The sequence below is a fragment of the Bacillus sp. BSL6 genome (genome assembly GCF_052928345.1).
The window spans coordinates 204760-220561 of record NZ_JAVGCW010000004.1; the positions used below are offsets into that span (position 1 = coordinate 204760).

The window sequence follows — 15802 nt, forward strand, 5'->3', positions numbered from 1 at the left end:
TAAGTGTATTTTTATCCTCCGCTATTGAATCCTTCTCATAATTCCGTTCTTCTCTAAGTCTTGTTGCTTGACAAAAACATAATAGTGCACAAGTTCATTAGTATCTTTTATTAATGAAACAGCAACATACTGATATGAAAATAAAGTTTGAAAGATTTCCCTCGTTTTAAAACGCCAATCAATTGCAAGTTCATAATCTTTATTTTTCACTTGTTGAAAGCTAGATGGTACCGGTACTAATATAGGTTGATCCATAGTAGCAATACAATGTAGACCTTGCTCAATATTTATAAGTTTTGGCAAATGATTCTTCGATTGTATCCACTGAAAAATATGTTGCGCTTGTTTCATATAATCCTCTTGCCGTTTAGAAATATGAGAACTATTAATCCACCATTCAACTTTAAAACGATCCGAAGGAAGTCCCCGATTCAAGTTATCTTCCATTTCTCCATAGCAATTTTCCATATATGTAGAACAAAAAGCACGTAACTTCGATAAATTTAAATAAGCATTTCGTGTTTCAAGTGGATCATACGTCCATGTGATTAAGTTATATCCCTTTTCATAAGCAAGTTCTTTTTGAACTTGTTTTAGTCTAACTCCAACTCCTTTTCCTTGATGACTTGGATGAATACCAAGCATGTGGGAACATAGATAGTTTTGTCCTTCAAGAAAACCAGGAAAACTGTAGCAAAATCCAATCATTTCCTCATTTATAAAAGCTCCTAGTAAAAGACCTCCATTTTGGGAAGCTGTAATTGTTTGGTGAAGAGGAATTGGTTCCATATTCCATACATCTTTTTCAAGATTTTGCACAAACTTCATCTCGTGATAACTGTTTAATTCACGTATTTCAATTGGTGAATTCACGCTAACTCCCCCGTTTTATATGCTTTTATTGTATTTAATACTGTCCTTGCTAGAATTTCTATACCAGTATATATAGCATTTTGATTAAAGGTCATCTGCGGATGATGAAGTCCTGGCTGCAAATCGCACCCTAATCCCAACATAGTTGCTTTAACGGTTGGATTTTTTAACGTATAAAAATGAAAATCTTCCCCACCTGAAGTAATTATAGGCTCTCGAAGCAGTTGTTCACCTAAGGATTCCACAATCGCTTTTTTCATGAAATGCTGAGCTTCTTTATTTACCTCAGCGGCAGCTACACTCGCTTTTGTTTCTAGCTCAATTTCAACCCCATAAATCTTTTCCATACTCTTAACAATATTCTCGATTTTTTCGGTAAGTTCATTCATGACTCCATTTGTTTGCGCACGCAAATCTATACTAAATGATGCTTTACCTGGAATAATATTTCCTGCCTCACTCCCGGCATAGAACTTTGTCATTTTCGCGGTGTAAGGCACCATCGGGTCTAAATGAATGCTTTTCATTTCATTAATTATAGAAGCCCCAATTTCAATCGAATTTTGCCCCAGATGTGGTCGTGCTCCATGTGCATCTTCACCATGGATTTCACCTACTATAAATTTTGCTGCCCCATGATAAATTGCAGGTATAGCTTGACCATCTTGTAATTCTTGAATTGGTCTAAGGTGAACACCATATAAAAAATGCACATCATCCAACACGTTTTTTTCAATCATTTTTAATGCGCCTGTTCCCTTTTCTTCCGCAGGTTGAAAAATGAATTTAAGTTTAACAGTGGAAACATCTAACTTTTGAAATAAAAGCATTGTACCAAGAACTATGGCCATATGTGCATCGTGACCGCAAGAATGTTTCGCTTGAAATTGACCATCAACCTCTTGCCAGAGCGCATCCATATCTGTACGTAAAGCAATGCAAAAGTCTCCGGTTCCTACCTCACTGACAAGACCTGGACAATCATCAAAGGTTTGCACAATAAAGCCCCGTTCTTGTAAAAAACGTTGGATATATGCCGTTGTTTTATATTCCTTCCAACTAATTTCTGGATGATTATGTAAGTATTCGTAGACTGAATCAATCGTCGACTTAAGTTCTTGTATATATTCCTTCAATTTTTCTTCTCCTCACTTTATACAAAAAAGTAATCTCCATTCAGCTTTTCATATCGGTCCTTACGCTTTTCAAATCGCTCTTTATCTTTGATAGAAACACCGGCAACAATAGCATTCAAAAACGAAAACAGTACCGGAGTAGCATCAATCGTTGACCTCTCAGATGAATACATGGAAAAAATAGCATCTGCATATTCCCTAATTGGAGCAAGTGGTGAATCAGTAATTCCAATCACAAAAGCTCCTTGCTCCTTAGCCATCTCAGCCACTTTAATTGTTTCTTTCAAATAACGATGAAACGAAATAGTAATTAAAGTTGATCGATGATCCATCTCGCTTAAAGTACAAAGCAAATCGTTTGTTTCCGGATGAAGAATTTGAACATTTCCCCTCACTAAACCAAGAGTCATTGTAAGCCAATTAGCTGCAGAAAAAGAAGATTTTAACCCTAAAACATAGATTTTCTCCGTTTTTATTAATTGATCAACAACCTGTTCAATCTCATTTTCATCAATATTATTGATTGTTTGTTGTATATATTGACAATCTCGTTCCATGACTTTTGCATAAAAATGAGGTTGTTCAGCTAACTCGAGTTTGCTAGAAAAGTATTGTCCAAGACTGCTTTGCATTAAAAGCAGTTGCTCCCGAACCATTTTTTGAAGTTCAGAAAATCCCGATAGTTTTATAGAGTAACAAAAACGAATCACCGTTGTTTCACTGACTCCAACTTGCTCACCAATCTCACTTGCTAATTTAACAGCAAATTCGCCTGGTTGTTCTAATAAATATTTAGCAACTTTTTGTTGACCTTTAGAAAGTTGATTATATTCCTGTTGAATAATTTTTTTCAGATCCAAACATGTCATCCTTCCTAAATGAATTTAAAACTTCTATCAATCGAAAACACGAAGTCTAAACTTCACATTTGCGATTGATAGAAGATTAACACATATTACTAAAAAATTCAATAATAATTCTGAAAATTTAATCTTTTATAATAATCTCTCCTATTTTTTTATCATTACCTTAAGGGGTACCGCCACATTTCTATCAAGATAAGAAAGATAAATCCCCAATTACTGAAATATTTAACGAGAAATCTTCATAAAAATAAACCATTACCCCAAATGTTAAGTAATGGTTTATTCAATCGTTCCTTCATATGCGATTATAAAACGTTCTAGTGCTTCAATTGCATACACATCTAAAAAGTTAGTCGGTTTAAAATATGGTATTCTCCTAAAAACAATAAGCACAACTGAAGACGAATAGCTTCCTCTCCATTCAAACATTTCACACTCTTTAAGAGGTTTTCATGACGAAATTACATCGAGTGTAATACTGTAATCTATTTTAAGAAATCGCGGTATTGGTTCATCAGTTGTATATTGATAGCTCCTTAAATTACAGGTGCCAACTAGCGTACTTTTTCTTCATTCGGTCTACTTACAATTCCAAAAATAAATTTATATTCAATCCTCCTCTTTTTAACCTTTTTAAATCCTTCTTTCGTATCTAAAATTAAACACGTTTTCCGAAACCATATTCGTACATATAACGACTCAAAATAAATAGGTTTTATAATTCCTCGTTCTTCAAATTCAGTTCCATCTTTATTTTCAGTTTCTGTTCGAACGAACCACTTATTTCCGATGCCAATTTCAATATACTTCACATAAGTACCCCTTTCGGAAATTAATTTCTAACTATTCTATTATTTCCCCGGTAAGCGCACATTCCGACAGAACATGAGCCCATAAAGAAAAAGTAGATTACAAAAATCTACTTTATAACTTATATTTTTGCATTCGTTTATAAAATGTACTTCGAGGTACATCTAGAAGTTTTGCAGCTAACGAAACATTTCCATTCGTCTTTTCTAGCGCTTCAATCATACTATCACGCTGTATTTTTTCACGGAAATTCAATGTATTTTCTGTTTTATTTTCTGTTTGCAATTCAAGCTGATGTTGATTTCCCATCATTGTTTGTAATAAAAAAGAGATTTGTTTTTCGCATATTTCCCGTCCTTGCGACAAAATGTATATGCGTTCTAATACATTTAATAATTCCCGAATATTTCCGGGCCATGTATGCAGCGCAAATTGATTACAAATACTTTTTGGAAATACAATATTCCAATTCTTTCGTTCACAAAATTGTTGTATGAAGTACGGAATATCCTCTTTTCTTTCTATTAACGATGGAACATATAGTGGATAAACATGTAAACGATAATATAAATCTTGACGAAATTTCCCTTCTTCTACTAATCGCAATAAATCTTTATGTGTCGCAGTAATAATACGAATATTTACCGGTACCTCTTTTGAACTGCCAATTGGGGTTACTGTTCGTTCTTGTAAAACACGCAATAATGCGATTTGCATCTCTGGTGGCACTTCACCAATTTCATCTAAAAATATTGTTCCTCTGTCTGCTTGTTCGAATTTCCCTTTATATCCTTGGCGCCGTGCACCTGTAAACGCTCCTTCAGCATAACCGAACAATTCACTTTCCATTAATTCTTTCGGTAATGAACCGCAGTTAACAGCTATAAAAGGACCATTTTTTCTTGGACTATTTTCATGAATCGCTCTCGCTACATATTCTTTTCCTACACCTGTTTCACCACAAACATATACACTTGCGTCAGTTGGTGATACAAGCTTAATTTCTTCTAATGTATGTTGAAATGCACTACTTGTCCCAATTACTCCAGGAAAAGTGATGCCATTTATAAATGGGGACGTCGAAAATGATTTTACTTGTTTATTTTCCTTTACATAAATACATTTCCCAATCATTCTATTATTACTGTATACTGGAACTTCTAATTTAGTTTTCAATCCATAGTGCATTAAATCTGCAAGTTTCATTCGTGACCAATTACATACTCGTTCCCGAACCCTCTTGCTCGCAGAAACGATAACATCACGATGATTACAAATTACAACTTGTTCATCACTATCAATTACATCTAAAAAACGATGGATTAAATGCAGTTCATTTTGATGTACTCGAATACTACATTCACGTTCAATCGCATGTGCAATCGAAGTTACCATTCCGAGCATATATGGATGCGAAAATTCAATTGGACAGGAGAAATCTAGAACACCAATTAATTTCCCATCATCGTTATGAATGGGGGCAGCCGCACAGCTCCAGCTATGAGATGCGACAGAATAATGCTCTGTACCACTTATCATAATAGCCTCTTCAATCTCAAGCGCTGTTCCTATCGCATTTGTACCAACAGCCGCTTCCGTCCATTTCACACCTTCAATGAAATTAATCTGTTTCGCTCGTTGCAACGTTTGTTTATTTCCACTTAACGATAGAACGTAACCGTCTGGATCGATTAATAATGCCATCATTTGCAGTTCATCAATGGTTTTTCTCATATTTTGTATTTGAGGTATTGCTATATCTAAGAAGATTTCACTCTTTTTCTTTTGGTCTTGAAAAATATTAGAAGACAAAATTTTCTGACCTTTATTCATATGAGGATTCACATTTGCTTGTTTACATCGATACCATGACTCTGAAATTCTTTCGTTTATACGGTTCGAATCAAGGACACCTTCATCAACAAACTTTTTCCATGTATGTAAGTAAAACGGTGAAGCTAGCATTGTATCATCTCCCTATTCATTATTTTGGAGATTTGTAAAAACATACTTTTATTATAAAACTGAATAAAAGCGTTTTCAACAAAACTAGAAAGACGACACAAATATGTTAATAATTTGAATATCTTAATGCGCTTCTTTATTCTTTTTTAGTAGCACTATGTTTTGTACAATGGACGCAAAGAAAATACATAACCAAAACCACATTTGTGGATTACCATTTATAAAGAAAATAATTACGGCTATTGCAAATAAAATAGTAGCTGCTACACTAAAATATAATTTTGTTTTCATTCCCACCATCTCTCACCTCTCTATCACTTTATAGTACATACTAACTCTTCATTTTTCATCTCTACTATGTACTCCTGTAAAACATATTCTCTTCCGCCATGCTTTTCATACCATTCATGTATTCTTCTAGCATGCTTCTCGTCATTTCTAATCTTTGATTCTATTTCTTTATACTGTTCATAACTATCATATTCCCATATGGCAAACACTTCGCTCGTACTATTCTTATTATCTTTCATCCAGCGTCCTATTAGCCTGGAACCATACTTTAACTGATTAGGTAAATTCGTGTTATTAAAATGCTCATTAAATATTTCTACAAATTCATTCTTTACTATATAGTACTTTCTTCTGTAAAACATATATTTTCACCTCTTTTATGAACAGACTCAAATACACCTTCCCATTACTACCGTATTATAATACTTCCCATCCGACAGCCTTTTATCATTTTTTAAAATACCTTCTACTTCAAAACCTAATTTTTTATATAGCTGAATGGCTTTTTCATTTGTCTCTAATACTTGTAATGATATCTTTTTAATCTCATTTTCATCAGCCCAATGAATAGATTGTTGCAATAGACTCTTACCTATTCCATATCCCCAAACCTCTTTTAAAATACAAACGCCAAATTCTACTTTATGAGATAATCTCTTCAAATTTGAGCCTTCGCATCTTGAAAATCCAACGATTCGATTATGCACTTCTGCAACTAAAAACAGATTCTTACTCTCTTCACTATCTGTTTTTATTATGTTTTGGAATCCTATCTTATCTATAAATCCCTCTCCAGCTTCTCTATCCATATTTTCAGTTTCTCCATCGATCTGAACTCTAATTTCCGATAACTGTTCCGCATCTGTTTCAGCTGCAGAACGAATTGTATAAACTAATCCATTTATGTGAAACTCTTGCCTTTTTATAATCATGTTAAACTCCTTTTAAATGCAGTCTATTGATGCTATTATAATTTCTTTACCTTGTTTCTCAAATTCTTGAATCGTTTCTTTACTAGCCTCCGAATCTGTTATTATAAGGTCGATTTCAATCAGTGACTCTCCTTTTATAAAGTAGTCTATTCCAAGTTTATTATGAGGAGCTAAACAAATATTTCTTCTAGCAATCTTACTTACTGTTTTACTAAAAAAAGCAACTTCCGGTGTTGCAGTACTTATACCGTTTAATGAAATGCCACCACCTGTAGAGAAATTAAGATCAATAGAAAATCTACTTATCAACTCTGAGGCAAGTGTATCTGTCATATTTCCTGATGGTTTCACCATTCCACCAATTAAGTACGTATCAATGTTCTTATATTCCCGTAACGTACTAGCAATTTCTAAAGCATTCGTAATAACTGTAAATGATGTTTCAGGTAAATATTTTAACATGGCATAATGAATAGAAGCTCCACCAATAAAAACGGAATCTCCTTTTTGTATATAAGAAGCTGCGATTTTTGCAATTGCATCTTCATATACAGAACCATTACTATAACGTTTCAATGGCTTGGCAGCTAAATTCCTTACTCTAGCAAGTTCAATTGCACCTCCGTGTGTTCTTTTTAACAAGCCATCCTTCTCCATAATAGACAAATCTCTTCTTATAGAATCGATAGACATATCGAAACTTTCCGCAAGATCCTTTGCAATTACCCTTCCATTTTTCTTAAGTAACTCTAAAATTTTCTCTCTACGCTCTTCAGTAAACATGTGTTCACCGCCATTATTGAAGATTCTGAAATCTTATCCTTATTTTAATTATATGCATGTCTCTTCCGCTTTACAATATTTTCAATTCTTATTCACTCCGTTTTATTCAGCTTTTTCCCTCTTTCTATTCTCTTAACTGGATAACGAAATAAATGTATATTTACATATTCCACAAACACACTTCCATTTATCTTCCTATTGATGTAAAATTATTCCTATGTTTTACTTTTTAACACAGAAAGGAATTACTATGAAATCTATAATTAAAGTAACTTGTACAGCACTATTATTTACAGGACTAATGGCAGGATGTAATGGGAATACTGCACCAAAACAAGAAAAGGGCGCTCTTGAAAAGAATGCAATGCGCTATGGTGAAATAGTTAAAAACGAATACTATAGAGCAACTGTTGAAAATGCAAAGTTTGAAAAAATAGACAAAGAACGGCGCATTACTACTCGTGTTATGATTAATAATGTTCGAGACGATGGACAAACTACTGATCTTTCGGAAATAAAATATTTCATACAAGATGAAAAAACTGGTCAGAAATATGAAGGTGAAGCACATCCGATATATGACGAGCACTATAAAAATGTTCCACACGAATTCTCTTTAACTACTGACGTTGTATTTGAACTGAAAACTTCACCAAAAGATTTAAATAATATGTATCTATACATAGATAGCAAAGCTGCACCGTTAACAGATACATATTGGAAGCTGGATCATTTAGTATCTAAATAAAAAGACCAGTCTTAAATGACTGGTCTTTTTACACTCATGTATCTATTTTTCATTAACATTTACATTGATTTACTAATAACAACTTGAATTACATCAGCTAAACCAGTGTGCCCTTTCCCTTCAACTCGCTCTTGTTCCCCATTAAAGAAATGAATTACCTCATGTTCTTCACACCAAGTAAGAATATCAATTGGATCATACAGCATATCAATATCTTTTGGCCCACCAGTACCATAATTGATTTGTTTTTTGGAGTAAACTTCAAACATTATTAATCCACCAGGCCTTATCGTTTGTATCATTTTATCTAATATCATTTTTTGATGATCATTATGAAAATGTCCAAATACCATAATTGCCGCATCATATTCATTTACTGGCAAACTATCAGCTAATAAATCTACTTTTTTTGTGTGTACGTCTACGTTATGCTTCATAGCCAATTTTTTTGTCTTTTCTAATCCATCTTCCGAGTAATCAATAGCTGTCACTTTATGTCCTTGTCTTGCTAGAAATATAGCATTTCTACCTTCTCCCTCTGCGAAAGCTATTACTTTATTATGATTTGCTAAACGAAATGCTTGTTCTCTAATAAATGTATTAGGTTCTTCCCCGTAAAAATATTCATCTGATTTATATCGATCATTCCAAAAGTTATTCATCATCATCTCTCCTTCTTCATATCATTTTCTAGTTAGAACCGCTCATCTGTAATATCACTATTAATAGCTATTGCTGCTTTATTCCCATGTGATGCAGCAATAATTAATGAGGATGGTCCTTGAATCATTGTTTCTCCTGCTAAGTAAATATTTTTTTCTGAAGTACGTCCAAAATCATCAATTACAAAAGTTCCATTACTTTGCAACTCACAACCAAGTTGTTCTATAAATTGATTTGGTCTAAAGAAAGTAGGTACTATAAATCCTCCAGCCCTTTCAATCCGTAAACCTGAATAAAACTCTACTTCTTTTAAATAACCTTCTTCGCCTTGTAGTGCACGTATAGGTTCTGTAATAACAGGTATATTTTTATTAGACAGTTCATCCATAATAGCTTGACTTAGCTCATTACCATTTGTTGCGATTACCAAATCGGTAGACCAATTATAAACTAATTTTGTCATATGCAACGTATAATCTTCGTTTTCAGAAATAATAATGAGCGGTTGATCTTTTAATTCCCATCCATCACAATACGGACAGCTAAATAAACTTTTCCCATAGTATTCTCGAACATTAGGAATAGATGGGAATTCTTCCTGTATACCCGTCGCTAATAAAACTCTTTCTGCCAAATATTTCGTGTGATCTTTGGTCACAATTTCAAATAAACCAGTGGATTGTTTTGTTATCATTACAACTGCTTTTTCATAATAATGAACTGATGGATACTTCATCAATTCATTTAATCCTATTTCCTTAAACTCTTCAGGTTTAATCCCGTCACGCGTAATAAATCCGTGAGAATTTTGTGTTACACGATTCCTATTCGTTTTATTATCAAATAACGCTATTTGTTTACGAGCTCTTCCTAAAACTAAACTCGCATTAAGTCCGGCTGGTCCTGCACCTATTACTGCACAGTCTATATATTTCATAAGCAAATATCCTCCATGAATGAATAAATTTAACTATAATTAAAGATATTAAAGAGTTCTTTTATCTTTAATATCTTTAAAAATAAAAGCGGATTAAAAATCCACTTTTATTTTTTTCGCAAGATCTACAATTTTTTGATTTCGTAACTCTTCTTCCATTTTCTCTTCTGCTGCGAGCATTGCTTCATTAATTAAACATCCAGGTTTTTCATGTAAACAACATTCAAACAATGATGTTTTACCTTCAATCGCATGTATAATATCTAAAAATGAAATATCTTCCCAATTATGACTAAGCGAATAACCACCTTTTGGACCAGATGATGAATGTATCATCCCTTCCTTTGTTAACTTAGTTAGTATTTTAGACAAGTACGTTGATGAAACATTTTGCATTTCTGCTAATTGGTGAACGCTAACTAACTTATTGGGTGTTGCCTTTGCCAGAAAAAGCATTGTATGAAGAGCATAATTTGTAGCTTTAGAATATTTCATAGTACAGCTCCTATTGTAGACTTCATATATCTACAATAACTTTATTTCTGTATCCTGTCAAACATTTGTAATACTCCATGCAAAATTATCTCTCTTCAAGTAATACATCGGCTGCGCAAATCGTTACTTCTCTAAATGGATAGTCAAATAAAACCCCTAGTTCAAAACCCTCTCCAGCAAGATCTATTTCATGACTTAACCACCAAGAACCTTCAAAATTTTCCGGAATAGAACATTTCGTTACTCCTGTAAAAGTTACTTGTAGTTTATCAAATTCACTGAAAGTACCACTGCAATCTAAAGTTATAATTAGCGTAGATTCTGATTTTCTCTCCACTGATTTGACTACACTGTCATGTAGTGAGTATTCATGTAGTTGAACGACATTCTGCGCGAGCTTTTCTTTTATAGACTTATAATTATCTATATAGGCTTGCTCTAAATCATTCATTCTTTTCTCATAATCTTTTGTCCACTCAAGCATAAGTCTCTTTAATTTTTCCGTTGGGTATTCTGAATTAATTGTATTGTCATGAATGTATGGATGCAGTGATTTAGGGAGGAACTTTAATAAATCTTCTTTCTTTTCTTCCACGTCTTCTCTCAAACTTTGCTTATAATCTATTCCTACCTTTTCGCTCTCTCGCAACATCTCTTCCCATTCTTCTACTGTTTCTGAAAAAATTAAAAATCCAGACACTTGCATTTCTTTATACCAATCTTTATTGAAATATTTCAATAGCTTCCCTCCTAAAACATTTTAACATCCAACAAAAGCGATACATCTATTTATTATATCATTCCAATAACTATTTTTTCTAAAGAAAAAATGCAAAACTGTAAATATTCCGCCTTTTATTTCTAAAACTTCAGAATATTTACAATAGTAGATAATTAGAATACATTTTACTAGTACAAAGATTCACATGTACAAAATCTAAACAAAAAGGGATGGTTATATGTTGAAGAAATTAGTAGCAGGTACATTAGTAGCGGGATTTGCATTAACTGGAGGACTAGGGGTAGCAAGTGCTGAAGAAAAAGGTAACACAATTAAGTCTTTTGATTATTTAAAAGTGGATGAACAGAATGTTAATTCACTTACAAAATTAAGTGATCAGGATAAGAAAGATATCCAAATTACTATGGTATTACCAGAGCAAAATGAAAATGGAGATTGGCTAGCTTATGGTTTTACTAGCCGCGAAACATTAGATGCTTATATTGAAAAGGATAAAAAAGTACTTAAAAATAAAATTAATCCTTTAGGTAGCGGTGCTGGTAGTACTGATTTTTATGAACATAAAGATAAAGGTGGCCAATATATTTACTGGAGCAGCGGCTTTAAAAACTTACCATCTAGCTGGAACGACAGAATTTCCTCTGTAAGTACAGCATCACCTTCAGCAAGTTATTCAACGACACTTTGGGAGCATACTTCAACACAAGGCTATGGAAAAGGTGTTGTATTCAAACATGCGGATTGGTACGGTAAAACTGCTAATTTAGCTGCTGATTGGAACGATATTACTTCAGCGATTGACGTAAAAAAATAATAGGATATTCAATTTTTTCTGTAAAAATTCAAACCACTATTCTCTTATTCATTTAGAGAATAGTGGTTTATTATATTTCCATCTAAGCATGTACAGCATGTCCTACCGCTTGCAATAGCGCTTCATGAATCGCTTCAGATAAAGTAGGATGCGCTGCAATATAATCTCTCATAATATCGGCAGTAACTTCTGTATGAATCATTACAGTTCCTTGTCCAATCAGTTCGGTTGCACGTGGACCAATAATAGAAATCCCTACAATTTCTTGATATTTAGGTTCCACAATGACTTTTACTTTACCCGTTTGTTCTCCAATAATAAGCGCTTTTCCATTTGCTGTAAAAGGAAATTCTCCAATTTGTATGTCACCGTACTGCTCTCTTGCATCTTTTTCTGTTAAACCGACACTAGCAATTTCTGGAGCTGTATATATACAGCGAGGTACAGCATGGTAGTTTACTTTTACATCTTCTCCACTCGCGTGTAATGCTGCCGTAGTTCCTTCATGGAAGGCAACGTGAGCAAGCTGGATTCCACCAATCACATCGCCTGCTGCGTAAATATGTGATACATTGGTTTGCATATGTTCATTCACAGAAATTCCTTTATTTGAATATTGAATGCCTGCTTTTTCTAAATCTAATTGTTGTACACGTGGTTTTCGGCCGACAGAAACGAGAACAAATTCTGGATTAACTTCTTGGATACTTCCTTCATATTCAAATGAAGCCTGCTTCTTATAATTATTTAATCCTTTTAAAGCTGCTCCTGTAAATATTTCTACACCATCATTTTCTAGTTTCCCTCTTAAAATGTGTGCGATATCTTCATCTTCACCTGGTAATAATTGCGGCGCCATTTCAACAATCGTAACTTTTGTTCCAAGACGACTATAAATACTTGCAAACTCGCATCCTATTACACCACCGCCAACGATTAATAATGATTTTGGTATATAATCTATGGACATTGCATGGCTGCTATTTAAAATCCACTTTCCGTCAAATGGAGCAAAGGGTAATGCAGTCGGTTCTGAACCTGCCGCTATAATGAACTGTTCTCCATCTACTACATCTTCTTTATCACCGTATATAACTCGCACACGATGATCCGTTTCAAATTTCGCTTTACCTTGTATAACTTTTATTTTATTTTTCTTCATTAAATATTGAATTCCTTGAACGAGCTGCGTTACGATTTGTGATTTCCTCGCCTGCATTTGCTTCCAATCAATTGATATACTTCCATTATTGAGTGTAACTCCATAATGATTCGCTTTTCTCACAATGTCATGCACTTCTGCACTTTCTAACAATGATTTTGTAGGCATGCACCCAACATTCAAACAAGTCCCGCCAAGATCAGCTTCATCAATAAGAGTGACATCTTTTCCATTTTGAGCTGCGGTAATTGCCGCTACATAGCCAGCAGGTCCGCCACCAATAACGACTAGTTTACTCATTCTCTCACCTTCTCTTTATAAAAGAATTGTTACAGGTTCTTCTAAATAACGTTTAATTGTGCGTAAAAATGCAGCTGCTGGTACACCATCTAATACACGATGATCGAATGTTAAACTTAAAGGTAACATACTGCCTTTTTTTATTTTCTTCCCTTTATATACTGGAACATGTTCAATTGCACCTACACCTAAAATACCAGTTTCAGGTGTATTTAATACTGGCGTAAAATATTCAATACCGAAGCTACCTAAATTACTAATTGTAAAGGTTGTCCCTTGCATATCATCACTACTTAAACTACCTTCTCTTGCTTTTTGTGCAACGTTTTTAATTTGTTTAGATAACTCTACTAAAGATAGATTATTAGCAAAGCGAATAGCTGGAACGACTAATCCTTTTTCTAATGCGACTGCCATGCCTAAATGAACATGTTCAAATTGATAAATTGTATCATCCATATAAGCACTGTTCATTTCTTTATGCTCTCCAAGCGCTAATACAACAGCACGAGAAACGAAATCCGTAATAGTTAGTTTGTTATCGTATCGTTTTTGTACAACTGCCGCTATTTCTTTATGTAAAGCAACTAAATCTGTAACATCTACTTTCATCGTTAATGTTAATTGCGCACTATTTTGTAAACTTGCATGCATACGGTTTGCGATTGCTTTCCGCATACCAGTAACAGGAATTACTTTACTTTCTTCTTGTTCAAGTACTTCTGGAATTGTTACTCTTTCTTCAATCGCTTTTAATACGTCTACTTTTGTAATCCTTCCGCCAGGGCCTGTACCAACTAATGCTTTGATATCTAGATTTTCAGACTTTGCAATTTTCTTCGCTACAGGTGAAATTTTGATTCTTTGCTTCGCCACTTCTTTCGCATATGGTTCTGGATGTTGGACCTTTTTAGGCTCTAGATTAGGTGCTTTTTCTTCTACAACATTTATACTTTCATTGATTTCTACTTTTTCGTTCAGCTTACCGATATAGCAAATGACAGTGCCAGGTGGAACTCCCTCATCTTCACTTACAGCTATATCAAGTACAGTTCCATCAGCTGGTGCTTCTATCTCTGTTTCAATTTTTTCTGAATTAATACTAGCAATTAATTCTCCTTTTGCCACATTATCACCCGCTTTAATATTCCAGCTCGTAATAATACCCTCTTTCATCGCCATCCCTAACTTCGGCATTACAACTTCTACAGCCATATTTCTCTCTCCCTTCTCATCGTTTCATTACACATGTAATAAAGATTGGTCTCCGATCATTTCTGATACAGTTTCAATTACTTTCTCTGGCGTTGGTAAATATAACTTTTCAAGTGGTGGCGAGAACGGAACTGGTGTATGTGGTGCTGTAATTCGTTTAATAGGTGCATCTAACAAATCAAATCCTTTATCCGCTACAATTGCCGCAATATCTGTTGCGATACTACATCTAGGGTTTGCTTCATCAATAACAATCAGTCGATTTGTTTTTTCAACAGATGCTAAAATCGTATCTTCATCAAGTGGTGATAAAGAACGCGGATCAATCACTTCTACTTCAAGTCCTTTTTTCGCTAATTGCTCAGCAGCCGCAAGTGCTGTATGAACTTGTTTTCCAATGGCGACGATTGTTACGTCAGAACCTTCTCGTTTAATATCTGCTTTACCTAATGGAATTGTGTAATAACCTTCTGGCACTTCACCTTTCATATTGTAAAGTGTTTTATCTTCAAAGAAGATTACTGGGTCATCATCTTCAATTGCCGCTAATAATAAGCCTTTTGCGTCATATGGAGTAGAAGGAACGACAACTTTTATACCTGGAATGCTCGTAAATAACGCATACAAACTTTGTGAATGTTGTGCAGCTGCGCTAAAACCTGCACCATGCATCGTACGTACTGTAACTGGCACTTTCGCTTTACCACCGAACATATAGCGGAACTTTGCACCTTGGTTTAATACTTGATCAAGACAACTACCGATAAAATCATTAAACATTAATTCAGCAATCGGACGTAGTCCTGTTGCCGCAGCTGCCATTGCTGCTCCCATGTAACCCGCTTCTGAAATTGGTGTATCTAAAATACGATTTCGGCCAAATTCTTGTACAAGGCCTTTCGTAACACCAAGAACACCGCCCCATGCTTCATCATCTTGCAAGTGATCAACTTGTGCACCACCTGCAACGTCTTCTCCTATTAAAATTACGTTTTCATCACGACGCATTGAGATTTTCATCGCTTCATTAATTGCAGTTGACATACTTACTGTTCTAGTCATTATTTTTC

General features: G+C 34.3%; 18 protein-coding genes and 1 pseudogene. 2 read left to right on the forward strand and 17 right to left on the reverse strand.

The features are described from left to right. Nucleotides 1-21: 21 nt before the first annotated feature. The 10 genes and pseudogenes from RCJ96_RS15120 to RCJ96_RS15165 all read right to left on the reverse strand — a co-directional run bounded on the left by RCJ96_RS15120 (nt 22) and on the right by RCJ96_RS15165 (nt 7656). The gene (locus tag RCJ96_RS15120) at nt 22-828 is read right to left on the reverse strand and encodes a GNAT family N-acetyltransferase (protein ID WP_074608715.1); all 807 of its coding nucleotides are present in this window, start codon (nt 826-828) and stop codon (nt 22-24) included. 41 nt (nt 829-869) lie between these two features. After that, entirely contained in the window at nt 870-2009 is a 1140-nt protein-coding gene (locus tag RCJ96_RS15125; RefSeq protein WP_074608698.1) for a M20 peptidase aminoacylase family protein, read from the reverse strand. 17 nt (nt 2010-2026) lie between these two features. Continuing rightward, on the reverse strand, nt 2027-2869 hold the full coding sequence (locus tag RCJ96_RS15130; protein WP_000364407.1) for a MurR/RpiR family transcriptional regulator: 843 nt from the start codon (nt 2867-2869) through the stop codon (nt 2027-2029). A gap of 291 nt (nt 2870-3160) precedes the next feature. Continuing rightward, nucleotides 3161-3324 (reverse strand): annotated as a pseudogene (locus tag RCJ96_RS15135) (ABC-F type ribosomal protection protein); the annotation flags it as partial. Between the two features lie 105 nt (nt 3325-3429). After that, nucleotides 3430-3687, reverse strand: coding sequence for a DUF3977 family protein (locus tag RCJ96_RS15140; RefSeq protein WP_074608696.1), 258 nt, complete (start codon nt 3685-3687; stop codon nt 3430-3432). 112 nt (nt 3688-3799) lie between these two features. After that, nucleotides 3800-5650, reverse strand: a complete 1851-nt coding sequence (locus tag RCJ96_RS15145) for a sigma-54-dependent Fis family transcriptional regulator (RefSeq protein WP_446699812.1) — start codon at nt 5648-5650, stop codon at nt 3800-3802. Between the two features lie 123 nt (nt 5651-5773). Next, nucleotides 5774-5941, reverse strand: coding sequence for a hypothetical protein (locus tag RCJ96_RS15150; protein ID WP_416504584.1), 168 nt, complete (start codon nt 5939-5941; stop codon nt 5774-5776). Nucleotides 5942-5964: 23 nt separating this feature from the next. Beyond that, nucleotides 5965-6303 (reverse strand): NIPSNAP family protein, encoded by a 339-nt coding sequence (locus tag RCJ96_RS15155; protein ID WP_416504555.1) that lies wholly within the window; start codon nt 6301-6303, stop codon nt 5965-5967. A 27-nt stretch (nt 6304-6330) separates the two neighbouring features. After that, nucleotides 6331-6873 carry a GNAT family N-acetyltransferase gene (locus RCJ96_RS15160; RefSeq protein WP_270795808.1) on the reverse strand — a complete coding sequence of 181 codons (543 nt, stop codon included), beginning with the start codon at nt 6871-6873 and terminating at the stop codon, nt 6331-6333. 12 nt (nt 6874-6885) lie between these two features. Further along, a complete protein-coding gene (locus RCJ96_RS15165; RefSeq protein ID WP_074608691.1) occupies nt 6886-7656 on the reverse strand; it encodes a DeoR/GlpR family DNA-binding transcription regulator in 771 nt (256 codons plus the stop codon). A 250-nt stretch (nt 7657-7906) separates the two neighbouring features. Here RCJ96_RS15165 and RCJ96_RS15170 point away from each other — a divergent pair, with 250 nt between their 5' ends. Next, nucleotides 7907-8404, forward strand: coding sequence for a hypothetical protein (locus tag RCJ96_RS15170; protein ID WP_416504556.1), 498 nt, complete (start codon nt 7907-7909; stop codon nt 8402-8404). Nucleotides 8405-8463: 59 nt separating this feature from the next. On the opposite strand, the gene RCJ96_RS15175 is transcribed toward RCJ96_RS15170, so the two are convergent. The 4 genes from RCJ96_RS15175 to RCJ96_RS15190 form a co-directional block, all read right to left on the reverse strand. Next, entirely contained in the window at nt 8464-9069 is a 606-nt protein-coding gene (locus tag RCJ96_RS15175) for a class I SAM-dependent methyltransferase (RefSeq protein ID WP_270795814.1), read from the reverse strand. 29 nt (nt 9070-9098) lie between these two features. After that, nucleotides 9099-10004 carry an NAD(P)/FAD-dependent oxidoreductase gene (locus RCJ96_RS15180; protein ID WP_242303813.1) on the reverse strand — a complete coding sequence of 302 codons (906 nt, stop codon included), beginning with the start codon at nt 10002-10004 and terminating at the stop codon, nt 9099-9101. A 93-nt stretch (nt 10005-10097) separates the two neighbouring features. Then, complete coding sequence (locus RCJ96_RS15185) at nt 10098-10499, reverse strand: Rrf2 family transcriptional regulator (protein ID WP_074608684.1); 402 nt, start codon at nt 10497-10499, stop codon at nt 10098-10100. Between the two features lie 85 nt (nt 10500-10584). Beyond that, the gene (locus RCJ96_RS15190; RefSeq protein WP_242303812.1) at nt 10585-11238 is read right to left on the reverse strand and encodes a DUF4085 family protein; all 654 of its coding nucleotides are present in this window, start codon (nt 11236-11238) and stop codon (nt 10585-10587) included. Between the two features lie 220 nt (nt 11239-11458). On the opposite strand from RCJ96_RS15190, the gene RCJ96_RS15195 reads away from it, so the two are divergent. After that, entirely contained in the window at nt 11459-12055 is a 597-nt protein-coding gene (locus RCJ96_RS15195; RefSeq protein WP_000914447.1) for a hypothetical protein, read from the forward strand. 82 nt (nt 12056-12137) lie between these two features. Here RCJ96_RS15195 and lpdA read toward each other — a convergent pair whose 3' ends face one another. Genes lpdA through acoB form a run of 3 tightly spaced genes read right to left on the reverse strand, consistent with a single transcriptional unit; the run spans nt 12138 to nt 15794 of the window. Beyond that, nucleotides 12138-13517 (reverse strand): dihydrolipoyl dehydrogenase, encoded by a 1380-nt coding sequence (gene lpdA / locus RCJ96_RS15200; RefSeq protein ID WP_074608680.1) that lies wholly within the window; start codon nt 13515-13517, stop codon nt 12138-12140. 15 nt (nt 13518-13532) lie between these two features. Then, the gene (locus tag RCJ96_RS15205; RefSeq protein WP_242303811.1) at nt 13533-14732 is read right to left on the reverse strand and encodes a dihydrolipoamide acetyltransferase family protein; all 1200 of its coding nucleotides are present in this window, start codon (nt 14730-14732) and stop codon (nt 13533-13535) included. Nucleotides 14733-14759: 27 nt separating this feature from the next. Then, on the reverse strand, nt 14760-15794 hold the full coding sequence (gene acoB / locus RCJ96_RS15210) for an acetoin:2,6-dichlorophenolindophenol oxidoreductase subunit beta (RefSeq protein ID WP_074608677.1): 1035 nt from the start codon (nt 15792-15794) through the stop codon (nt 14760-14762). Between the last annotated feature and the right edge of the window lie 8 nt (nt 15795-15802).